The 23,776-nt window shown below is 47.8% G+C and carries 19 protein-coding genes; 14 read left to right on the forward strand and 5 right to left on the reverse strand.

All coding sequences use genetic code 11. The annotated features are described in order from the left end of the window. The first annotated feature begins 43 nt into the window (after positions 1 to 43). From RBH92_RS03550 to RBH92_RS03575, 6 genes are all read left to right on the forward strand, one after another. Positions 44 to 1,069 (forward strand): PstS family phosphate ABC transporter substrate-binding protein, encoded by a 1,026-nt coding sequence (locus tag RBH92_RS03550; protein WP_307933298.1) that lies wholly within the window; start codon positions 44 to 46, stop codon positions 1,067 to 1,069. Positions 1,070 to 1,343: 274 nt separating this feature from the next. Beyond that, on the forward strand, positions 1,344 to 2,855 hold the full coding sequence (locus RBH92_RS03555) for an ABC transporter permease (protein ID WP_307933299.1): 1,512 nt from the start codon (positions 1,344 to 1,346) through the stop codon (positions 2,853 to 2,855). After that, positions 2,852 to 4,903, forward strand: coding sequence for an ABC transporter ATP-binding protein (locus RBH92_RS03560; RefSeq protein WP_307933300.1), 2,052 nt, complete (start codon positions 2,852 to 2,854; stop codon positions 4,901 to 4,903). Before RBH92_RS03555 ends, RBH92_RS03560 begins: the two co-directional genes overlap by 4 nt. Positions 4,904 to 4,907: 4 nt before the next feature. After that, the gene (locus RBH92_RS03565; protein ID WP_292924968.1) at positions 4,908 to 6,518 is read left to right on the forward strand and encodes a peptide chain release factor 3; all 1,611 of its coding nucleotides are present in this window, start codon (positions 4,908 to 4,910) and stop codon (positions 6,516 to 6,518) included. 8 nt (positions 6,519 to 6,526) lie between these two features. Then, complete coding sequence (locus RBH92_RS03570) at positions 6,527 to 7,543, forward strand: hypothetical protein (RefSeq protein ID WP_307933301.1); 1,017 nt, start codon at positions 6,527 to 6,529, stop codon at positions 7,541 to 7,543. A 45-nt stretch (positions 7,544 to 7,588) separates the two neighbouring features. Next, on the forward strand, positions 7,589 to 8,455 hold the full coding sequence (locus RBH92_RS03575) for a YicC/YloC family endoribonuclease (RefSeq protein WP_307933302.1): 867 nt from the start codon (positions 7,589 to 7,591) through the stop codon (positions 8,453 to 8,455). A 57-nt stretch (positions 8,456 to 8,512) separates the two neighbouring features. Here RBH92_RS03575 and mgtE read toward each other — a convergent pair whose 3' ends face one another. The 4 genes from mgtE to RBH92_RS03595 form a co-directional block, all read right to left on the reverse strand. Continuing rightward, complete coding sequence (gene mgtE, locus RBH92_RS03580) at positions 8,513 to 9,952, reverse strand: magnesium transporter (protein WP_307933303.1); 1,440 nt, start codon at positions 9,950 to 9,952, stop codon at positions 8,513 to 8,515. A 150-nt stretch (positions 9,953 to 10,102) separates the two neighbouring features. Beyond that, positions 10,103 to 10,930: a shikimate dehydrogenase gene (aroE, locus tag RBH92_RS03585; protein WP_307933304.1), complete on the reverse strand. Its 828-nt coding sequence runs from the start codon at positions 10,928 to 10,930 to the stop codon at positions 10,103 to 10,105. 53 nt (positions 10,931 to 10,983) lie between these two features. Beyond that, the gene (locus RBH92_RS03590; protein WP_374049958.1) at positions 10,984 to 11,904 is read right to left on the reverse strand and encodes an energy transducer TonB; all 921 of its coding nucleotides are present in this window, start codon (positions 11,902 to 11,904) and stop codon (positions 10,984 to 10,986) included. 107 nt (positions 11,905 to 12,011) lie between these two features. Beyond that, positions 12,012 to 13,868 carry a ribonuclease catalytic domain-containing protein gene (locus RBH92_RS03595; protein WP_307933306.1) on the reverse strand — a complete coding sequence of 619 codons (1,857 nt, stop codon included), beginning with the start codon at positions 13,866 to 13,868 and terminating at the stop codon, positions 12,012 to 12,014. A gap of 282 nt (positions 13,869 to 14,150) precedes the next feature. Here RBH92_RS03595 and RBH92_RS03600 point away from each other — a divergent pair, with 282 nt between their 5' ends. The 4 genes from RBH92_RS03600 (at position 14,151) to RBH92_RS03615 (ending at position 17,318) form a co-directional block, all read left to right on the forward strand. Then, a complete protein-coding gene (locus RBH92_RS03600; RefSeq protein ID WP_307933307.1) occupies positions 14,151 to 14,963 on the forward strand; it encodes a hypothetical protein in 813 nt (270 codons plus the stop codon). A 53-nt stretch (positions 14,964 to 15,016) separates the two neighbouring features. After that, entirely contained in the window at positions 15,017 to 16,051 is a 1,035-nt protein-coding gene (locus RBH92_RS03605; RefSeq protein WP_307931601.1) for an IS630 family transposase, read from the forward strand. Between the two features lie 9 nt (positions 16,052 to 16,060). Further along, positions 16,061 to 16,951, forward strand: a complete 891-nt coding sequence (locus RBH92_RS03610; protein WP_307933308.1) for a tetratricopeptide repeat protein — start codon at positions 16,061 to 16,063, stop codon at positions 16,949 to 16,951. 250 nt (positions 16,952 to 17,201) lie between these two features. Beyond that, on the forward strand, positions 17,202 to 17,318 hold the full coding sequence (locus tag RBH92_RS03615; RefSeq protein WP_307933921.1) for a Kazal-type serine protease inhibitor domain-containing protein: 117 nt from the start codon (positions 17,202 to 17,204) through the stop codon (positions 17,316 to 17,318). A gap of 162 nt (positions 17,319 to 17,480) precedes the next feature. Here RBH92_RS03615 and RBH92_RS03620 read toward each other — a convergent pair whose 3' ends face one another. Continuing rightward, complete coding sequence (locus RBH92_RS03620; protein ID WP_307933309.1) at positions 17,481 to 17,951, reverse strand: DciA family protein; 471 nt, start codon at positions 17,949 to 17,951, stop codon at positions 17,481 to 17,483. Positions 17,952 to 18,229: 278 nt separating this feature from the next. Between RBH92_RS03620 and RBH92_RS03625 the strand changes: the two genes are divergently transcribed. The 4 genes from RBH92_RS03625 to RBH92_RS03640 all read left to right on the forward strand — a co-directional run bounded on the left by RBH92_RS03625 (position 18,230) and on the right by RBH92_RS03640 (position 23,776). After that, positions 18,230 to 18,901 (forward strand): M23 family metallopeptidase, encoded by a 672-nt coding sequence (locus tag RBH92_RS03625; protein ID WP_307933310.1) that lies wholly within the window; start codon positions 18,230 to 18,232, stop codon positions 18,899 to 18,901. A 91-nt stretch (positions 18,902 to 18,992) separates the two neighbouring features. After that, positions 18,993 to 21,722: a preprotein translocase subunit SecA gene (gene secA, locus RBH92_RS03630; RefSeq protein WP_307933311.1), complete on the forward strand. Its 2,730-nt coding sequence runs from the start codon at positions 18,993 to 18,995 to the stop codon at positions 21,720 to 21,722. 197 nt (positions 21,723 to 21,919) lie between these two features. Then, positions 21,920 to 22,528, forward strand: coding sequence for a ubiquinol-cytochrome c reductase iron-sulfur subunit (gene petA, locus RBH92_RS03635; protein ID WP_374049959.1), 609 nt, complete (start codon positions 21,920 to 21,922; stop codon positions 22,526 to 22,528). Next, positions 22,529 to 23,776 (forward strand): cytochrome b, encoded by a 1,248-nt coding sequence (locus RBH92_RS03640; protein ID WP_292924980.1) that lies wholly within the window; start codon positions 22,529 to 22,531, stop codon positions 23,774 to 23,776.

The raw sequence follows: 23,776 nt of genomic DNA on the forward strand, positions 1-23,776 counted from the left end.
TATTTTGGGTGCGAATAGCAATCCTAATAAACGGGAGTACGAAATGCCAAAATCATGCAATGTTAAGGTACTAATTTCTTTATTCTTATTGAGTTTCTGGATCAGCGCTGCCGGAGCCGTAAACGCACAGTCAGTGGTTAAAATCGACGGTTCCAGTACTGTTTATCCGATTACTCAAGCGGTGGCCGACCAGTTTCAGGAAGTCAAGCAGGGGGCAATTCAGGTGACGATTGCTGTCTCCGGCAGCGGTGGCGGTTTCCGGAAGTTTTGCCGGGGAGATATCGACATTGTCAATGCTTCCCGCCCGATCCTGAAAAATGAAATGAAAGAATGCAAAAATGCCGGGGTGCAATATGTGGAAATACCAGTGGCGTTCGATGCGCTGACGGTAGCGATCCATTCCGGCAATACTTGGAGCAAGACCATGACGGTTGCGCAGTTGAGGAAACTCTGGGAACCGGCAGCCGAAGGTAAAATCACCCACTGGAATCAAATTAATTCGATATGGCCGGCAGAAGCAATCAAACTGTTCGGTCCTGCGAGAGATTCCGGTACTTACGATTATTTTACCGGAGCAATCACTGGAAAAGCGAAGTCAAGCCGTACAGATTTCACCAGATCCGATGATGACACCAGCTTGGTGCAAGCGGTAGCCGGTGATAAAAACGGCTTGGGTTTTCTCGGGTTTGCGTATTACATTGAAAATCAGGATAAGGTCACTGCAGTGGCGATTGACAACGGTACTGGTCAAGGAGCGGTTCTGCCGTCCGTAGAATCTGTTGAAGACGGCAGTTATCAACCGTTATCCAGACCCATGTTTATCTATGTCAGCCTCAAAAGTGCCGGGAAACCGGAAGTAAAGGAATTCGTCGAGTTTTATCTCAAAAATGCCTTGCTATTGGTCAAGGAAACCCATTTTTTTCCATTGCCGCCACGAGCCTATACAACCATGCTGGGGCATTTCAATAAAAAAAGAGCGGGTACGGTTTTCAATGGCGTGCCGGTGATTGGCTTGACGATTGACGAATTGATCCGCCGGGAGGAGCGCTTGCAGTATGAAAATTATTAGGGAAGCGCAGCAGATCGCTTGCGCAGGCAATAATCAGCGTTTTCTTAGCTTGGAGAATTCATAGCATTCCTGCTAAAAGCGGTCTTTATGCGGTTACAGTACGGAAGCGGGCAAAAAATGCGGAACGAGTACGCGTCGCATTTTTTGCCTGTTTTTTCTGACATCGGTTTGCGCTTCATTAATGTTTTTTCAAAATGCCGCGGCATTCATTTATGATATGGATTGTTCCCCGTAATTAAATGACGCCATCGCGCTTTCGATAATCAATCAGATCATGCCTTTCAGCCCAATCATTCTGTGGACAGATGCACTTGTCTATTTGTTTGTCTTAACAGTATTTTTTTGGGTTTGGTATGTGCGTCGGAACGAACATCTGCTGATGCCATGGAAGCGTGTAGGGCATAGCGCCAGCGGAATGTCGGCACTGACGGTGCTGCTTTTTTTTCTGTTGGCCGGTTTGCTGGATACCGTGCATTTCCGCCCGGCGCTCGACCATAAGAGTCCGAGTGGCGAAACGATTTACAGCGTCGAAGTATTGAGTCTGCTGGATTTAATTTTAACGCCGCTACGCACCAATGTTGAGAAAACCTATTCCGCGCCGCTGGCAACTCATTTGTACGCGAAGGAGACGATCGAATCACCGGATGGCGGGCAAGTGCGGGCCTTCGCCCGGCTGGAATTCGGCGGTTCGCATTTGCAGGATCCCGAGAAAGAGTATTTTCCGGATATTCTTGGAAGAATCGTTAAAGGCCTGGCATACGGTTTTCTGGTGTGGCTTGGCATGGCAATTTGCTTAATTTCGTATCTGTCGCGCCGCCATCAACAAAATTTCCTTCAAAGTATGTCCGCGATCTGGCGGCGAACCAGCGAAATTCCATGGTACGCGATCCTGATCACGTTATTGATTTTGCTATTGCTGATCGGTTCCAGTGCAATGCTGGCGGTGCACTATCATGTGTTGGGTACCGATAAAGTCGGCCAGGATGTTTTGTATCAATCGCTTAAAAGCATCCGCGTTGCATTGGTGATTGGAACATTGACCACGCTGATCATGCTGCCGTTTGCTTTGCTGCTGGGGATCATGGCCGGGTATTTCCGGGGTTGGATCGACGATGTGATTCAGTATATCTATACCACGTTGAACTCGATTCCCAGCGTGCTGTTAATTGCGGCGGCGGTGCTGATGATGCAGGTTTATATCGAAACGCATGCGGAATTATTTGAAACCATTGCATCACGCGCCGATTTACGGTTGTTGTTTTTGTGCATGATTCTTGGTGTGACCAGTTGGACGAGCTTGTGCCGCTTGTTGCGCGGGGAAGCGCTTAAATTACGCGAATTGGAATACATTCAGGCGGCGCATGCGTTCGGGGTCTCGCATTGGCGCATCATCAGCCGCCATATCTTGCCGAATGTGATGCACATTGTGCTAATTGCAACCGTCATGGATTTCAGTGGATTGGTGCTGGCCGAGGCAGTATTGTCCTATGTTGGTGTCGGTGTCGATCCTTCGATGATCAGCTTTGGCACCATGATTAATGCCGCGCGTCTGGAGATGGCCCGGGAACCGATGGTGTGGTGGGCTTTGCTGGCAGCGTTCGGCTTTATGTTCACGCTGGTGTTGAGCGCCAATCTGTTTGCCGATGCGGTGCAAAACGCGCTGGATCCGCGTACCCGGACGTTGAAATTAAGCAGTCGTTTTTTTCAACGGTATGGAAAAGATGAGATTTCTCCAAACAAGACTTCCGGCTCCATGACTCCGGCAGGTTCATCCAATTCGAAATGAAAACTTTGCTGGAAATAGACGATCTGGCAACGATATTGCATACCGGCAGTTTGCCAGTCCGCGCGGTCGATGGCTTGTCGTTGAATATTTTGCAAGGAGAGACATTCGCGCTGTTAGGTGAATCCGGCTGCGGCAAGTCGATGACGGCTCTGTCGGTTATGCGGTTGCTGCCGGATGTGGGTGAAATCGCCGCCGGACAGATCAGAATGCATGGCGTGGATCTTTTGCAATTGCCCGAGGCGGCTATGCGCAAGGTTCGTGGTAAGCAGATCGGCATGATTTTTCAAGAACCCATGCTGAGCCTGAACCCGGTGTTGACGATCGCCGAGCAAATTGGAGAAGTATTAGAACAGCATCTGAATCTGGCGCCGGCGGCGATGCAGGCGCGTATTCAAGAATTGCTCGAGCAAGTCGGTATTCCGGATGCGCAACGGCGCATGCACGAATATCCGTTTCAATTTTCCGGAGGCATGAAGCAGCGCGTCATGATCGCGATGGCGTTAGCCGGTGAGCCGGAGCTGTTGATCGCCGATGAACCGACCACTGCCCTGGATGTTACGATTCAGGCACAAGTGCTGGATTTGATGCGGCATATCCAGCGACACACGCGCATGGCAATATTATTGATTACCCATGATTTGGGGGTGGTGGCGGAAATGGCGCAGCGCGTGGCGGTGATGTATGCCGGAGAAATCGTTGAACTGGCGCCCCGCTCGGCTTTTTTTCAGCAACCGGCGCATCCCTATTCGCAGCAATTATTCGCTTCGCTACCCGGTAAGCATAAACGCGATCAAGCGTTGACGGTAATGAACGGCGTTGTGCCGTCGTTATCTCAGCAATTCAGCGGTTGCCGTTTTGCCGACCGATGCAATCAAGTAATGGCGATTTGCCGTGAGGCGGTTCCACAATGGCATCAGCTCGATGATGCGCATCAAGTTCGTTGTCATTTGTATCAATCCGGTGTGAACCACGCCCTGCCGGTAACCGGCGTGAGTTCACCAGGGGTTGCGCTGCATACTGAAACAAATCGAACGGAACAAGTGTTATTGCAAGTGGCGGATCTCAAAGTGCATTTCCCGGTTCACAAAGGCTTGTTCAAACGGGTGGCCGGGCATATTAAAGCGGTTGATGGCGTGTCGTTTCAAATCGCCGCCGGGAAAACGCTGGCATTGGTCGGGGAATCCGGTTGCGGTAAAACGACCATAGGCAAAAGTATTCTGCAGTTGATTCAACCCACTGCGGGAAGTGTGCGGTTCAAAGGGCAAGAATTGACGGGCTTGAAGCGGAGCCAGTTAAAACCGGTGCGTTCGCAGTTCCAGATTATTTTCCAGGATCCCTATTCGTCATTGAATCCGCGCATGCGTATCAAGGAAATCTTGCAAGAAGGCATGAGCGCGTTGAAAGCCGGTGCCGTCAGCCCGCCAGCGAATGACGGAGGTTTACAGGACAATTCAAGCGAGCTGGAAATCGATTCGTTATTGCAACGAGTCGGATTGCCTGCTGAGGTAAAATGGCGTTATCCGCACGAATTTTCCGGTGGTCAGCGTCAGCGCATTGCCATTGCGCGTGCTTTGGCAGTGAATCCAAAACTATTGATTTGCGATGAACCGACCAGCGCTTTGGATGTTTCGGTGCAGGCGCAAATTCTGAATTTGTTAAAAACGCTGCAAAATAACTTGGGGCTTGCTTTTTTGTTTATTACCCACAATATCGCTGTTGTAGAATATTTGGCGGATGAGGTTGCTGTCATGTATCTTGGACGGATCGTCGAACGCGGGTTGATCGATGAGGTAATGGGGAGTCCCAGGCATCCCTATACCCAAGCATTGTTATCGTCGGTTCCGCGGATCGCAGCAGACGCGGATCGGCAATTTGTTCCGTTAAAAGGCGATTTGCCGTCACCGGCTGCGCCCCCGGCTGGCTGTCATTTTCATCCGCGTTGCGCGCAGGCGATGGCGGTATGCCGGGAGCGTTATCCGTCGGCCAGCTCATTCAGTGCAACGCATTCCACACACTGCTTTCTTTATTCACCCGAACAGATTTCTTGAAATTATGAGTATTCAAAACGAAGTGGCGCGCCGCCGCACATTCGCTATTATTTCACATCCCGACGCCGGGAAAACCACATTGACTGAGAAGCTGCTGATGTACGCCGGGGCGATTCATATCGCGGGCAGCGTTAAAGCGCGCAAAGCCAGCCGGCATGCCACATCCGATTGGATGGAGATCGAGAAGCAGCGCGGAATCTCGGTGGCGAGTTCGGTCATGCAGATGGAATACCGCGATTGCGTCATCAATTTGCTGGATACGCCGGGCCACCAGGATTTCTCGGAAGATACCTACCGCGTATTGACGGCGGTTGACGCCGCGCTGATGGTGATCGATGCTGCCAATGGTGTAGAAGCGCAGACTTTGCGGTTGCTGGAGGTGTGCCGCGCCCGCAACACCCCGATCGTGACATTTGTTAACAAAATGGACCGGGAAGTGCGTGAACCGCTGGATTTGATCGATGAGATCGAGCGTACGCTCGGCATGTCGACAATCCCTTTTACCTGGCCGGTTGGCATGGGAAAGAATTTTCACGGCGTGTGCGATTTGAAGAATAACTGCATGCGGGTTTTCCAACCGGGATCCGATCGCGTTGACAGTGATAATGAAGTGATTGCGCAATTCGACGATCCGCAAATCCGGCAGCGGTTTGGCAGGGATTTGGATGTCGCGTTGCAGGAAATCGATTTGATCAAAGGCGCATCTCCGGTTTTTGATCACGCGGCATTTCTTGCCGGCGAGCAAACACCGGTTTTCTTTGGCTCGGCGATCAATAACTTCGGCATACGGGAAATCCTCGATGCGCTGGTGGATCTCGCGCCGCCGCCGGAGTCGCGTAATGCTATTCAGCGGGAAGTGCTGCCGGATGAAAAAAAATTCTCCGGTATGGTATTCAAAATCCAAGCCAATATGAATCTTGCGCATCGCGACCGTATTGCGTTTGTGCGTGTTTGTTCCGGCCATTTCAAACGCGGCATGAATTTGAGAGTGGCGCGGAACGGCAAGGATATCCGCACCAGCACGGTGGTGTCGTTTTTGTCGCAACGGCGCGATATTCTCGAAGAAGCCTATCCCGGCGACATTATCGGCATACCGAATCATGGCACGCTGCAATTGGGCGATACATTAACCGAAGGCGAAATTTTGCAATTTACCGGTTTGCCATTCTTCGCGCCCGAGATTTTCCGTACGGTTGAGATTGCCGACCCGCTACGCAGCAAACAACTCAAGCTGGGTTTGGCGCAGTTGGGCGAGGAAGGGGCGATCCAGGTTTTCCGTCCGCATCTCGGCAATATGCTGTTGCTCGGGGCGGTCGGCACGCTGCAATTTGAAGTGGTCGCGCACCGTTTGCAGCATGAATACGGCGTCGCGGCTCGAATCGCTTCTGCAAAATATCAACTGGCGCGATGGATTACCTGCGACGATCCGCGCGAGTTGCAACGATTCATCGAAGCCAACGCGCACCGGATTGCGTACGATGCGGTTGATGCGCCGACCTTTCTGGCGTCGTTTGGCGCGGAACTGAGTGTAGCTCAGGAAAATTGGCCGGCGATCTGTTTCCATAAGTTGCGCGAGCATGCCGGTCTGGTTTTTCAAAACCACTTGAACGGATAACGCGAACCATGACGGTTTGGCAATGGTTGCTGCTATCGTGCATGTTTCTGGCTTTGCCATTGCGCGCGGGCGATGCATTACTGTTAAGCCATGAGAAAACAACCCGGTTTGTCGTGATCGGTGACATGCCCTATACCGATGCCGAATACGCATTGCTGGAACAACCCGGCGGCGCCCTCGCCAAAGCGATTAGAGCCACGGATCCGCCGGTTTTAATTCATTTGGGTGATTTCAAAAGGGGGCGCTTGAGTTGCAGTGACGAGCTGTTGCAAGATCATTACCGCCAGATTGCGTTTCTAAATCCGCATAAGACAGTCTATACACCCGGCGATAACGACTGGACTGATTGTGATCGTTTTACCTTATCGGTTCGTTACGATGAGTTGGAACGATTGAGTTTCCTTCGCCAGCTTTTTTTCCATCAAGATCAATGGCAATTGACCAAGCATATTCCGGGCTTGGTCCGTCAGAGCGGGTTTGTTGAAAATGCCCGCTGGCGCATTGGTCCGGTTATTTTCGCGACGTTGCATATTCCGGGGACTAACAATGGCCGCAAGGAGATCTTGCGGAGTAATTTGGATGAGGCATTGAATGAAGCGGATTTTCGCGATCAATCGAATAAACAGTGGCTAAGCCAGTTATTCGCAGAAGCGGAAGCCGCGCAAGCCGTCGTGATCGCTTTTCAGGCGGATATTTTTGACTTTGATCACGATAAGCCGGCATGTGCGCCCGATAACCGCACAGATTGCGACGGCTATCGCATGCTGCGCGATGAAATCAAGCGGCATTCGGCGCAATTCAAGAAACCGGTGCTGGTTGTTCATGGAGACACTCCGGCCTATTGCTTGCTTCAGCCGTACGCGGTGATCCCGAATCTGTGGCGGCTTAATGCGCCCGGCGATTACAAATACATTGATGCTAGCCAAGTCGTATTTGATCCTGACAATAACGACATGCCATTTCGTGTAACCGGCTTACTCGACCAGAAACACGCACCAACCGTTTGTGAGGATGGGCTTTTTTAATCTTTCTCGCTTTACTTTGATCACGTTTTCGGAATAACTTTAACCATGATATTCAGTATGACCGGCTTCGCGGCCGCAAGCCAGGAAACACCCTACGGATCGTTTAATCTCGAAATTCGTTCCGTCAATAACCGCTTTCTTGATATCCAGTTTCGCCTGCCGGATGATTTCCGCCGGCTGGAAGCTGCGATGCGGGAACTGCTGACCGCGCAGCTCAGCCGTGGCAAAATTGAGTGCCGGCTGTTGTTCTCACCGGCTCATACGTTGGACATTGATCAACAACTTAATCACAGTTTGCTGGAACGATTGATGCAATTGGAACAGACCATCAAAACGCGTTATTCTTCCGCAGCTTCTTTAACCGTCGCAGAAATTCTGAAGTGGCCGGGTATGCTCGAAAGTAATACAGCGCCAAGCGAGGAATGGGACGAAATCGGTATGATGTTGCTGCAAACTGCGCTAAAGGATTTAAAAGCCGCGAGGATGCGCGAGGGAGATAAGCTGAGATCGATTTTGCTGGATCGTATTTTGCAAATGCGCCAACTGCTGCAAATTGCATCCCCGCGCATCCCGGCATTGATTGCTTCGTTCGAGGATAAATTACGCGCCCGGCTGGAAGAAATACTCGGCAATAATGAGAACGAGCGGATTCACCAGGAGATCACGCTATTTGCCAGTAAAATCGATGTCGATGAAGAGTTGTCGCGCTTGCAAGCGCATCTTGACGAAGTGGAACGCATTTTGAACCAAGGCGGTGCGGTGGGTAAACGATTGGATTTTATGATGCAGGAATTGCACCGTGAAGCCAACACCATCGGTTCAAAGTCGGTTGATCTCGAGATTTCCCGGATTTCCATGGAATTAAAGGTGCTTGTCGAACAAATGCGTGAGCAAGTGCAGAATATTGAGTAATTGCTTGGAAATCCAGGTTAGAGCGTGGATGTGGCTGTTAAATTGATTGGTATCGGGTTACAGCAAAAAAATAGTCGCTAATCCCAGGAAAATAAAAAAGCCGCCGCTATCGGTAACGGCGGTAATCATGACACTGGAACCCAGCGCCGGATCCCGGCCGAATTTACGCAAGGTCAGCGGGATTAATACACCCAGGGACGCCGCCAGTAACAAGTTAAGCATCATCGCCAGCGTCATAACCAATCCCAGTTCGGCATTCTGATAAATGGCAAATGTGAACAAACCGATGATGGTTCCCCAAACAAGACCGTTCACTAAACTGACGCCGATTTCCTTACCGAGCAATTTCCAAGTGCTGCGCGTGTTTATCTGTTCCAATGCCAGTGCTCGAACAATCATGGTAATTGTTTGATTTCCCGAGTTGCCGCCGATACCTGCAACGATCGGCATCAAAGCGGCCAACGCCACCAGCTTTTCGATAGAATCCTCGAATAACCCGATAACCCGGGATGCGATAAAGGCGGTAATTAAGTTGATTGCCAGCCATCCCCAACGATTCTTGACACTTTTGAGAACCGGTGCAAAGAGATCTTCTTCTTCGCTTAAACCAGCCAAATTCAAGGCTTCGTTTTCAGCCTTGTCACGAATAAAATCAATGACCGTGTCGACGGTGACACGGCCGAGCAATTTGTCGTTTTCGTCGACGACCGATGCAGAAACCAAATCATAGCGTTCAAACGAATTCGCGGCTTGCTGGGCAACATCATCCGGGCGCAGCTTGATGATTTCTTTAGTCATCACGTCGGCGACCAAGGTGTCCGGGTCGCTTACTAATAAGCGATTGATGAGCAATACGCCTTTTAATTGTTCATTCCGGTCGACAACGAACAACTGGTCGGTGTGATCCGGCATCTCCTCAAGCCAGCGTAAATAGCGCAGTACGACTTCCAACCGCACGTCTTCACGGATGGTAATCACATCAAAATCCATCAATGCGCCCACGGAGTCCTCCGGATAGGACATGGCGGCGCGCAATTGTTCGCGTTCTTCAATGGGCAATGAGCGAAAAACATCTTCCATGACTTCTTGCGGCAAGTTAGGCGCAAGGTCGGCAATTTCGTCGGCATCCAGATATTCTGTTGCGGCGACCAATTCTTGCGTGCCCATGTCGGTGATCAGCGTTGCTCTAACCGCTTCGGAAGTTTCGAGCAAGATTTCGCCGTCCCGGTCGGATTTGATCATGCTCCAGATCAGTAACCTGTCTTCCAGCGGCAAAGCTTCAAGAATGTGCGCAATATCTGCGGGATGCAGTTGATCTAAAAAATCCTGCAGTTCAGAGAGGTTTTTTTTCTGAACCACTGACTCGCTTAACGATAGATCGGGAGAGTCCTGCAAATTCACCAAGCCTTCGACTAATTTATACTTCCGCAACAGAAATGTGATCTGTTGCAAGGGCGTTTGCGAATCTTCTTGATCGCTATTATTGGTTTCGGTCATGGTCGATTGATAGCAGCAAGCCAGTGGATATTGAAAATGTTTGCAGGTTTATACACGAAACAGTTTGCAGTTGGATGACCGAAAAGTATAACCCTCAGCGCTGCATCAGTACCAACATTTAAAATTTTTCTATGCGGGTCAGCCACCGGGTTAAATTTTATTGGCGGATTTCAGCATTGCGATTACCGGTTTTGTTTGAGGTTTTACGTGGCGCCACACAAAAAATGATTCGGCTGCTTGTTCGACCAGCATGCCGATGCCATCCGCGAGCTGCCGCGCCCCATGTTGTTGCGCGAATTTAAGGAAAGGTGTGTGCGCATCCAGATTGTACATCATGTCGTACGCCAGCTCGGCGTGTTTGAAAGCACCGGGGCCGATGCCGGGTAATTCGTTGTGGAGACTGGCAGAGGTAGCATTAATGATGATGTCGAATTTTTCTTTAGAGAACTGCGAAAAATCGCCAGCGGCAATATTGCCGTACATCATGAATTGTTCCTGAAGCGTTTTCGCCTTACTAATCGTACGGTTCGCAACGGCCAGCAGCGCCGGGTGCTTTTGCAGCAGCGGTAAAATGACACCCCGTGCGGCGCCACCGGCGCCGAGCAGTAAGACGCGTTTTGCAGCTATCGGGATCGACAAATTCAACTCGATATCGCATACCAATCCGGCACCGTCCGTGTTATCGCCTAAAATTTCATCGTCATCGAATTTAAGGGTATTCACAGCTTGTGCAATCGTTGCACGCTCGGTGAGACGGGTCGACAGTTGAAATGCTTCCAGTTTGAAGGGTACCGTAACGTTGAGTCCCTTGCCGCCCTGCTGCCGGAAATTCTCAACAGTCAGTTTGAAACCGCCGATGGGAGCGAGCAACGCGGTATATTCCATGGATTGCTGGGTTTGTTGAGCAAAAGCGGAATGTATCAGGGGCGATTTGCTATGGGAAACAGGATTGCCAATTACTGCATACAAGTCGGGCATAAGCGGATGGATTAATGATGTTTCAAAAAATGTTGAGATTTAAAATCAGTTAATCACTGACTCAACAGCATGTCGGTAGAAGCAAACACCCAAGTCCGGGTAATGTGCAGGATATCCGTATCCTGGCTGATATCCGGCGGGAAGGGCGCAAACCCGTTTTGACCGGCAAGTTTCACGATATTGATGGCCGCTTCATCGAGAACTTTCTTGCCGGAAGACCGGTTGATTTCGATCGATTCCAAGCTGCCGTCCGCGCGGATTCCAACGGTCAGTTGCAGGTTGCCGTAGAGCTTTTCTTTCCTGGCCGCTTCCGGATAATTCAAATTGCCGATGCGCTCGACTTTCAAACGCCAATCCTCTACGTAGCGTGCAAAGCGGTATTCTTTGGTGCGGGCGCCGACAAATTTTCGTTTAGGACGTTTCTGATAAGTCTCGTGGTCTTGATCGATCTGTGCTCTTAGCCGCGCGATATCAAGGCTTCGCAGCAATAATTCGGATGTATCCGGCGGATTGGCCGGTTTGATTTCATCGGTATTATCCGCTGCGCTCGAAAGTTCGATTTGCGGCACTTCACTCACCGCCGCCATCAGTTTCTTTGCTTGCTGCTCCAGTTCTTTGACTTTCTGTTGCGCGATCTTGTCATCGACAACCGGCTTACTTTTGGGCAGAACCGGGAAAGGTGTTTTTGCCTTGCGATCATCATCGGTGTCGCCGCCGCCGTCGAGATTATCTTGCGCGAGCAACTTGCTTTCTTTGGGCGGTGCCGGTGTTTTACTGTTAACCAGTACCACTTCCAGCGACGATGCAATTTTGTCAAAACTGGGTTGTGGAAACTGAAAGGCAACCCCGAAGAGAATAATACCGTGTAATAGCAACGATACAGCCATCGCGATCGATAGGCGATTCGTTTGTAACGATTGATAGCTGTCCTGATTCAGGGACTGAGTTCCCAGTGTTTGAGTGATCACAGCAATTCAGGTGAACCTTGAAAGTTGAGAGTAACCTGCCATTAAAGATGCGTTATTGTAGGCAACCGCTTTTTTCTTGTCACATATTCTTGGTGAAATAGATAAGTGATGTTTTATGAATCCTGTTTTTGCAGGAATTCCGCATGAAAGGTACGTTCCAGCAGATCGATTTCAGAGAGTCTGAGTTTGACATAAGCGCCCGGTGCAATTTCCGGCAATGATGCTACCCTTGTAACCAGGGGAATATGATCCAGTTTAACCAGATTTTCCTTAATGACTTGCGCATTGATTGTCTGTATTTTTTCCTGCAGCAACCAGCGCAAGCACCAATATCGTTCCATGGATCTTTGGAATTCGCCGTAGATCCCGTAAGCAGTTTCAAAGTCGCGCATCGCGATCAATAAATTGTTGCTATCCCTGGAGTAGGGTGGCGGTTCATTGCGCAGCAGTGCGATAAGCTGACGCTGGTTGATGAGATCAACATAGCGCCTCATCGGGGAACTGCTCCAAGCGTACTGTGAAACCCCAAGACCTTGATGGGGAGCGGGCGAAGTGCTCATTTTTACTTTGCCATTCATCTGGCTGCGGAAGATACCGGTAATACCTGCATCCGTTAACTGTCTTCCCCATTCGGTATTAACGTAAATCATTAATTCCGAAACGACTTTATCAATCGGAGAGCCGCGGCGGCGCTCAATGATTGAAACATGTTCGTCATTGATTTCGAAACTGTAGTCGATTTTGTCATTGTTGGTGTCATTCGACTTGCCGCGCAGTTTTTCCAGTTTGCAAGCAAAATTCCATAAAAAAGTCAGCTCTTTGCTGAGGGCATGCTGCAGATGCCCCTTGCTCAATGCATCGTCATTAAAATGTTGTTCCAATTCGTTATGGCGCAAATTGGCGGTTATTTTTATCAACTCGATTCTGCTTTCTATACCGGTAACCGTGTAGTCGTCGGATACTTCAAGGTAGAGGGAAACGACCGGGCAGATTGCCTGTTCCGCCAGGGTAAAACGGGTGATCACGCCGTCAGGCAACATGGTGATTTTGTTGCCGGGTAAATAGACGGTCGATAGGCGGGTCGCAGCCAATTGATCAAGCGCCGACTCGGGGGGGATTCCCAGGGCGGGAGCGGCTATGTGTATGCCGATACGGAAACTTCCGAAAGATAAGGGGGTAACCGAGAACGCATCGTCAATTTCAATCGTGGAAGCATCGTCAATGCTGAAAGCGGCGGCATCCGCATGCGGCAGATCGACGATATTTTCAACCGCTGGTTGTGATTCCAGTTCGCCAAATCCGGTACCTTCCGGGAAAAATTCCCAGATGAATTGATTGAAATGGTAATCGTGAGAGGATGGAATGGCGCCGCACTTTTCCATCAGTTTGACAGCAGAAAGTTTTTTCTCGGTACAGACGATTTCGAGTGCTTTCCATTCGGTGGAATTTTTATCCGGCTTGTAGAGTAGCTGCGAGAGAGAGGGTTTAAATTCCTCGGGTAAAATGAATTGATTCAATTGCTCAACATAGCGTGCTTGCTGTTCAGCCAGCAATCGCTTCCTCTCCTGACCGGCTAATGCGGCTTTGAGCGCATCGGGCGGTGCGGCTTTGTAACGGCCATGTCCTTTTTTATAAAAATACATCGGGGCGTTTTGTAAGAGCAACAATGTCGCAGCAGCCTCTACCGGATTCGGCGTATGTCCGAAGTAATCCGTTGCAAGGGCGTCGCTCGCGAATTCAATTTCCTGCGCGCAACATTCCCAAAGAAAATTCGGATCCAATTCTTCCGCTATTTTTTGTACATGCCCCATAAATTCCGCCAATGGGGGCGTATCGAACCGGAATAACACTGCGGATGCCTTAATCTTTGATCGCTTGCCATGTACAGCTTCAATTTGCAATGAAGTATTGTTGTCAGCCAGAATAGCGCCTACTTTAAAGGTTCCAGCTTCTTCATAAAAAACATTCATATCGTTTTCGGGGTCGGTCGGATAAAATCAGACTCAAGGATAGAGAAAGGGTGAAGAATCATCTCAGAATAAATGCCATTGGCATTCGATTTCTTAAGAACGATGACACTATAAAATCGAATTAGCAGCTTTATATTATATACCGGAGCGCTAAGTGATAAAAATAAGATAGGGATAGACAGTTGTCAGTACGAATAGTGCCAGCATGATTGGAATCACTTTAATGTTTGCTGATTGCATCCATCCGGCGAACTGATCAGGAAAATGCAGGAAGTCACGGAAATGAAATACATCAATGTCTTTATAGCAATCGCAATGGTTTTAATGGTTGCATGCTCGTCGACCAAGAACCCGCCATTCCCGAGCCAATCAGCGAACGCTGGATCCTGGTCCGGTAAAACCGGGGTGAAACTGCTGGCTGATATAGGCGGGTATCAATATACAATCACGACACGGAACCCGGTAGCGCAAGCTTATTTTAATCAAGGACTGATAATGAGTTTCGCGTTTAATCACAATGAAGTAGTGCGCGCTTTCCTCGCCGCGCAGCAACTGGATGAAGCTTGCGCTATGTGTTATTGGGGCGAAGCGTTAGCGCTTGGTCCGAATATGAACGTGACCAGTAATGGTCAAGCGGTATTGCCGCCGGAAGTGCATGCTCAGGCATATGAAGCCATACAGAAAGCGCTTCAACTAAAACCTTTGATGAGCGCTAAGGAGCGTCATTTTATCGATGCATTGGCAGTACGTTATAGCAATGATACTGCCTCATCCAGAAGCGAATTGGATATTGCCTACATGAATGCGATGCGCGAACTGTATCAACAGTATCCTGACGACAACGATGCTGCTTCATTATTCGCGGAATCAATGATGACGACCATGCCATGGGATTATTGGATTGACCCGGAAACGCCGAAAGAATTGATGAGAGAAGTCATCCATGTGCTTGAAACCGTATTGCGCCGCTCGCCCAAACATCCGCTGGCTTTGCATTTATATATTCATGCGGTTGAGGCCTCATCGTCACCGCAGCGCGCTGAAAACGCGGCGGATACTTTGCTCGATTTAATACCGGATGCGGGGCATTTATAGACCCGGCCAATAAATAGTTTGAACTTTGAGTGATATTGCATGCCCATAGAAGAATGGAGAAAATAGATGCAAGAACCTTAAAGGATGAAGCGCTGCATGAACGGCGGCGGCAAGTGATTCGTCTTTACAAGCGAGGCAGCACTTCTGTGCAAATAGCGCAAATAACGGAACTGAGCGACACGGCTGTGAAGAAGATTATTCGACTTTATGAAACAGCTGGCGCAGCTGGACTAAAACCTGGTAGACGGGGACGAAGCGTGGGTGACAAGCGCAGCCTCAGCGAAGAGCAGGAGTTGAGATTGCAACGGCTTATTTGCGATAAGCGTCCTGAGCAACTGAAGATGGATTTTGCATTGTGGAATCGTGGCGCGGTGAGTCAGTTAATCCAGCAGGAATGTGGCCTATCCATGCCGATACGTACGGTGGGGCACTACCTTAAACGATGGGGGTTTACCCCGCAGAAGCCGATCCGGCGTGCTTACGAACAACGCCCGGAAGCGGTAAAGCAATGGCTCAATGAGCAATACCCGGAGATAGCCAGACGCGCTCGAACTGAAGGCGGTGAAATTCACTGGGGTGATGAAACAGCACTAGTCAACACGGATGTGCGAGGACGTGGTTTTGCACCCAAGGGAAAAACGCCGGTAGCCTATGCGCCTGGTACACGACAACGACTGTCAATGATTGCCACAGTGACAAACAAAGGTTGTGCACGGTGGCAGATTATCGATGGCAATTTCAATTCGGATCGGCTCATTGAGTTTTTTGAGCTTCTGATCAAAGATACGGAGAAAAAAGTGTTCTTGATCCTGGATAATTTGAGAGTACACCACAGCAAACCAGTAAAGGCTTGGCTGGAAGAAAATAAGGAAAAAATCGAATGCTTTTATTTGCCCAGCTACAGTCCGGAATTAAATCCAGAAGAGCGATTAAATTCAGATTTGAAACAGGCTATCGGTTCTAAAGTGCCGACGCGTACCAAGGAAAAATTGCGTAACGCTGCCAACGATCACATGACGATGCTGGAGAACAATCCAGAGCGTGTTGCTTCTTACTTCCAAGATCCATATGTAAAATATGCCGCTTAAAACTATTTAATGGCCGGATCAATAGTGCATATGCCGTCACATATTTATTGGCGCATCGGGCGCTATCACGATGCTGCGGAAGCGAATGCCAGGGCGGTAGCCGTTGATGAAACGTATATTGCAAATTGCAAAGTGCAAAGCTTTTATACGGCTGCGTATTATCCGCATAATCTCCATTTCCTTTGGGCGGCTTATAGCATGGAGGGGCGAAGCGAAGCGGCGATAGCAGCCGCGGACAAAGTTGCGGCCAGTGTTTCCTTTGAGATGATACAGCAGTTTCCTGTTGTCGAATTTGTGAAAACGATTCCGGTGCTGACCTTGACCAATTTCGGCAAGTGGCAGGAAGTATTGCAGCAACCGCAACCCTCCGGCTCATTGCAGTTCTCTCAAGGGATCTGGCGCTATGCCCGGGCGATCGCGTATCTCAAGCTGGGTGATCCGGAAGCTGCGCAAGCAGAATACTTACTGTTGTCGAAGATTCGGACAAATGCCGATCTTGGTTCATTGGATGAACAGGACTATCCAGCCACTCAATTGTTGCAAATTGCCGATGAGTTGGTGCAGGCTGAGATTTTAATGGCGCGAAAGGATTATGCGAAAGCAATCACCGCTTATAAAGCTGCGGTTTTATTGCAGGATCAATTGCCATACATGGAACCGCCGTTCTGGTATTACCCGATCCAGCTTTCGTTAGGCAAAGCGCTAATTGAAGCTGGAGATTTCATACAAGCGGAGATGGTTTATCGCGATAATCTCAAGAAATTCCCAAAAAACGGATGGGCGTTGCTGGGTTTGAAACAAAGCTTGCAAATGCAAGGTAAGGATTATGGCGAAATACAGAAAGCGTTCGATCAGGCTTGGCGGAACGCGGATGTTTCTTTAACCGCATCAAGATTTTGATCGATACAATTCTGTAGATCGAGTGCTAATTTCTTATAAACAAGGATTTAAAGTGACAAGATTGGTTCGCAACCTGGTTTTGCTCTGGTTAATGTTGGTAACCCAGGGTTGTGAGTCCAGTGGGACGATCCGGTCGTTGAGTTGTGGCGGTATTCAGGGAAAACTATGTCCGGATGTTAACCAATATTGTGAATTCGAGGTAGGACAGTGCAGCGTTTCCGGGAAAGAAGGGACATGCAAAGTTAAACCGATGGCCTGTACCAAACAGTACGCTCCGGTTTGCGGTTGCGATGGCAAGACATACGGTAATGCCTGCGAAGCAGCTTCTGCCGGTGTTTCACTTCAATACAAAGGGGAATGTAATTGACCCGGGTTATGCAATGGTTAATCAGGGTATGAATGCTCACAAGATCCGATTGATATCGACGATCTATTACCGGTGATCGCAAAAAGAGTAAACCGGGGTGCTATGAATTTGTAATTTCCGGTTGAGTAAAAAATAAAGCAACCAGTGCATGGTAGTTGATGATCAAATGTTTTTAGTCATCTCTAGTTTTTTTACCAATGAATCAATAGCTTTCTTTAATTCAGAATCTGGCAGAGTTGCGGCGAGTTGATTGAAGCATGCTTTGCCATGTTCACTAAGTTTTGGTTTTCTTATATCTGTATGTTTCTTAATATATTTTTTTTCTTCTGTCGAGTTTTGTGCTTGCACCAATATTTGAAATGAAGTAACTTTCCATCCGTATTGTTGCAGTTTGCGAAGCAGCGATGGTGATAACTGCTTAAGTTTTGCTGCAATGGCGCCATTTTCAGCCAATATGGTTAATTTGCCATTAATAATCCGACTAAGGCGGCAGTATTGTGCCATCTGGATTGGGATTAGTTTGTGGAAGGTTGACTGGTCCTTAAGCAATTGACGGGCTAATGTTAGCAAGTCCGCATATTCAGGTGTCTTGCCTAGCAGATTAAGATAAGAATCAACTTTATGAGGGGGCATGGTTATTTAAAAAATATCCAGTGAGAAGAAGTATGAATATTATTTTGATAGCAAATAATTCTGAGCGAGCGCGCAAGCTGGCATTAACCAAAACGAATATCATTTTATCAATTGCCATATTTTCAATTATTATCATAACATTAGCTTTAATCCTAAATTTTATTTCTTTGCGGTATGCTGACCGCATCGAAGCGCCTTTATTGAGAACGATACTGGTCAATCCTCAAGAGGAAAGGCATCAGAAAATCCAGATGCATTTACAGGATAATTTAAACATTATGGCTAGCAAGTTGGGCCAGATGCAAGCGCAATTGTTACGTTTGGATGCATTAGGCGAGCGCTTGGCGGAATCAACCGGAATTAAAACAAGGGATCTGTCATTTAAAGAGATTCCGGGGCAAGGCGGTGCGCGTAATAATGTGTTATCCGAAGATCTGACCGTTGATGAATTTGATCAGAAACTCCAGGAATTATCCAATTTGCTGGACGAGAGAGCGGATAAGCTGGGCGCATTGGATTCTTTGCTGCGCTACGGCAGGGTAACCAAGTTTGTGCTGCCTTCTGAAATGCCGGTTGAAACCGATTGGTATTCTTCCGGATTCGGGTACCGGATTGATCCATTTACCGGCAAAAAAGCTTTTCACGAAGGTGTCGACTTTGCTGCGGAAATTGGAACCCCGATAAAAGCGGCGGCCGGCGGGGTGGTGATCTATTCGGATCGTCATCCCGAATATGGTAATATGATCGAAATTGACCATGGCGATGATCTGGTTAGCCGGTATGCGCATGCATCAAAACTGGTTGTTGCGCGTGGCGAGGTAGTATTGCAAGGCCAGAAAATCGGTGAAGTTGGCAATACCGGACGTTCAACGGGAGCGCATTTGCATTTTGAAATCCGGGATAAAGATAAACCGCAGAATCCGTCTAAATTTTTAAAAAAATCGAGTTAAATTGAATTTTCGGAATGTACAACTGATTGAAGGGTGAGAATTTAGCTCACCCTTTGTTTTTTAATTAATTATTCAAACTCATTAGAGACTTATGCTAGGCAATTTACTCAAGAAGCTTTTTGGCAGTCGCAATGATCGGATGATCAAGCAATATACAGAGACCGTGCGTGCCATTAATGAGATGGAACCGGCAGTTGCAGCTTTGTCGGATATTGATTTGCGCGCTAAGACAGACGAATTCAAGCAGCGCGTTCAAAATGGCGAGTCGTTGGATGCATTATTGCCGGAAGCTTTTGCCGTGGTGCGCGAGACCGGTAAGCGGGTATTGCAGATGCGTCATTTTGACGCGCAACTGATTGGAGGAATGGTGCTTCACGCGGGTAAGATTGCCGAGATGCGGACCGGTGAGGGTAAAACGCTGATGGCGACGTTGCCGGCCTATTTAAATGCGCTGTCAGGCCACGGCGTTCATGTTGTTACTGTCAATGATTATTTGGCCAAACGTGATGCTGAATGGATGGGGAAAATTTATCAGGCGCTGGGGATGAATGTTGGCGTTATTTTTGCCCAGATGCCGCACGATGAAAAACAAGCAGCCTATGCGGCCGATATTACTTATGGCACTAATAACGAATACGGTTTTGACTATCTGCGTGACAATATGGTGACACATGCCAATGAGCGTGTGCAACGGGTGCTGAACTTTGCAATTGTCGACGAAGTGGATTCGATTTTGATTGACGAAGCCCGGACGCCATTAATTATCTCAGGGCAAGCTGAGGGTGATACTGAAATTTATGTGCGAATCAATGCTCTGGTTCCAAAACTGGCGAAACAAGAGAATGAAGATAGTCCCGGCGACTACAGTGTTGATGAAAAATCTCATCAAGTGACGATGAGCGAAGCAGGATTTGAACACGCCGAAAAGTTGCTGGCATCAGCCGGTTTGCTTGCATCGGGCACCAGTCTCTATGATCCTGCAAACATCAACCTGATTCATCACTTAAATGCGGGTTTGCGCGCACATAGCTTGTATTTTAAGGATCAACATTATGTTGTTCAGAATGGTGAAGTCATTATCGTCGATGAGTTTACCGGGCGGTTAATGGCCGGTCGGCGCTGGTCCGATGGATTGCATCAGGCCGTTGAAGCGAAGGAAGGCGTTGCAATTCAAAAAGAAAATCAGACACTGGCTTCAATTACCTTTCAAAACTATTTCCGCATGTATCACAAATTATCCGGTATGACGGGTACCGCTGATACGGAAGCTGCGGAATTTCAGCAAATCTATGGCCTGGAAACAATTATCATTCCAACGCATAAACCGATGATCCGCGAAGATCGTATGGACTTAGTTTATCGCACCACGAAAGAAAAAAATGAGGCCATCATTCATGAAATCAAGGATTGTTATGAGCGCGGCCAGCCGGTTTTGGTGGGTACAACTTCCATTGAGAATAATGAATTGTTATCAAAATTACTCGACCGGGAAAAATTGCCTCATCAAGTTTTGAACGCAAAACAACACGCCAGCGAGGCGCTGATTGTGACACAGGCAGGGCGTCCCAAAATGGTTACGATCGCAACCAATATGGCAGGTCGAGGCACTGACATCGTACTGGGGGGTAATCCCGAGCCAGAAATTGAGCGGATACGTCATGATGACAAGTTAAGTGAAGCAGATAAAGAAAAGCGCATACATGAAATCTACGAACAATGGAAAGTTACGCACCAAGAAGTTCTCAGTAAAGGCGGTTTGCATATTGTGGGAACGGAGCGTCATGAGTCTCGGCGTGTAGATAATCAGTTGCGCGGGCGTTCTGGTAGGCAAGGAGATCCTGGTTCGAGTCGTTTTTTTCTCTCATTGGAAGACCCGTTGTTGCGTATTTTTGCCTCTGATCGCGTCGCCAATATTATGAATCGATTGAAGATGCCGGAAGGAGAAGCCATCGAGCATCCATGGGTCACGCGTGCAATTGAGAACGCGCAACGCAAAGTTGAAGCAAGAAATTTTGATATGCGCAAGCAGTTGCTGGAATACGATGATGTGGCCAATGATCAACGCAATGTTATCTATCAGCAGCGAAATGAATTGCTGGAAGCAGATCACGATATCTCGGAGACCATTGCAGCAATTCGGGAAAGTGTCCTGAGTGGTCAATTCTACACCCACATTCCGCCGCAAAGCGTCGAAGAGCAATGGGATGTGACAGGATTAGAGAAAGTGCTTGCGGTGGACTATCAACTACATTTCCCGATACAGCAATGGCTCGAGAAAGAACCTGAATTGCATGAAGAAAATTTGCTTGAACGCATTCTTAATTCCGCAGAGGAAAATTATCAAGCCAAGGTGCAGCTCGTCGGTGCAGAGATTATGCATCATTATGAACGAGTGGTAATGCTGCAAATTCTTGATTCGCATTGGCGAGAACATCTGGCTGCATTGGACCATTTACGCCAGGGCATTCATTTACGTGGTTACGCGCAAAAGAATCCGAAGCAAGAGTATAAACGTGAAGCTTTCGAGCTTTTTACTAATATGCTTGAAGAAGTCAAAAATGAAGTTACAAGGATACTTCTTGCTGTTCAAATTAAAAATGAACAGCAGGTTGATGCAGCATCTGAAACATTGCGGCCTCCTGAGAAAATTGAATTTCATCATGGTACTCCGGGAATTTTTGAAGAGGATTCGGGGAATGAGGAAATCCAGAATGATAAAGCCCAGCCGTTCGTACGCTCAAATGAAAAAATAGGTCGAAATCAGCCTTGTCCATGTGGATCGGGTAAGAAATATAAACAATGTCATGGGAAGATTAAGTAATTACTTCAAAACGTACTTATTTTTTGGTGATTATGAGTGGAAGAAGAATCTTATTATCCTTGAAACGATTGTGGTATACTGCGCGCTTTTGTGGTTGGCGCGTTAAGGAAGTGAACGAAAACAGTTGGGGTTCTTAATATTATCCTTTGTTTTTATAGGGTTACTCGAGATAATTACTGATGGAATGATTGAATATGATGGCAGATAGTTTCAGCATCAATGATAAGATGAGCGGCAGGAGAAAGTTTTTAGTCGCTGCGACTTCTGTAGCGGGTGGTATAGCGGGCGCTGCGATTGCAACGCCTTTTTTATTGAGTATGATGCCCAGCGAAAGAGCAAAAGCGGCGGGGGCACCGGTAGAGGTGGATATATCCAAGCTTGAACCGGGGATGCTTATGATGGTTGAATGGCGTGGCAGGGTCGTGTGGGTATTAAATCGCACACCAGATATGCTTGAGACGCTTGCAAAATTAGAGGATCAATTAGCTGATCCGAATTCTGAAAAGAATCAGCAACCTGAATATGCCAGAAATCGCACGCGTTCTATCAAGCCGGAAATACTTGTTACCGAAGGCGTTTGTACGCATCTGGGATGTTCCCCCGTATTCAGAAAAGATGTCGCTCCCGCAGATTTGGGGCCTGATTGGCTAGGCGGCTTTTTCTGTCCATGTCACGGTTCGAAATTTGATTTGGCAGGTCGCGTTTATAAAAGTGTACCGGCTCCGACGAATATGGTTGTGCCGCCACATGTTTATCTAAGTGATAGTCGTCTTTTAATTGGATCTGAGAGTGAGGGATCTGCGTAAATGAGTAATATGTTTAATTCCATGATAGAGTGGATTGATAAGCGTTTTCCATTGACATCGAATTGGAAAGCGCATCTTTCCGAATACTACGCACCTAAGAATTTTAATTTCTGGTATTTTTTTGGTTCCTTGGCTTTATTGGTCTTGGTTAATCAGTTGCTAACCGGTATTTTCCTGACGATGAATTATAAACCTGATGCGAGTCAAGCGTTCGCATCGGTTGAATATATCATGCGCGATGTGGAATATGGCTGGTTAATCAGATATATGCATTCAACCGGCGCATCGATGTTTTTTGTGGTTGTTTACTTGCACATGTTCCGGGGGATGATGTACGGTTCATATCGAAAACCGCGGGAACTCCTGTGGTTGGTGGGGATGTGCATATTTTTCGTTCTCATGAGTTTGGCTTTCACGGGCTATATTCTGCCATGGGGACAAATGTCATACTGGGGAGCGCAGGTGATTGTGAGTATGTTTGGTGCGATACCGGCTATCGGCGATACGCTCCAGCAATGGCTATTGGGTGACTTCACACTTTCAGATGCGGCGCTTAATCGGTTTTTTGCCTATCATGTTGTGACATTACCGCTGGTACTGCTGGTACTGGTATTCGTACACATTCTGGCCTTGCATGAAACTGGATCCAATAATCCGGACGGGATTGAGATCAAAGAAAACAAAAACCCGTCAACAGGTATTCCAGTAGACGGCATACCATTTCATCCCTATTACACGGTTAAAGATATTGTAGGTGTGGTGGTCTTTCTATTTGTGTTCTGTGGAATTATTTTCTTTGCCCCTGAAATGGGTGGATATTTCTTGGAATATAATAATTTCATTCCTGCGAATACTTTGCAAACACCCGACCATATTGCACCGGTTTGGTATTTTACTCCCTACTATTCAATGCTTAGGGCTGTAACGGTCAATTTTCTCGGAATTGATGCTAAATTGTGGGGTGTCATATTAATGGCCGGTTCAGTAGTCATTTTTTGTTTCCTACCATGGTTGGATCGAAGTCCTGTTAAATCGATTCGCTATAAAGGACCATACTTCAAGATTGCATTGACGCTGTTTGTTATTAGCTTTTTTGTATTGGGTTGGCTTGGAACAAAATCACCAACACCTATGTATACGTTGCTTGCGCAAATTTTCACCGTAATATATTTTGCATTCTTTATCTTGATGCCATGGTATAGCAAGATAGATAAGACAAAACCTGAGCCCAAAAGACTACAAGAGTAA

Source organism: Nitrosomonas sp. sh817 (assembly GCF_030908545.1).
In the GTDB taxonomy this organism is placed as follows: domain Bacteria; phylum Pseudomonadota; class Gammaproteobacteria; order Burkholderiales; family Nitrosomonadaceae; genus Nitrosomonas.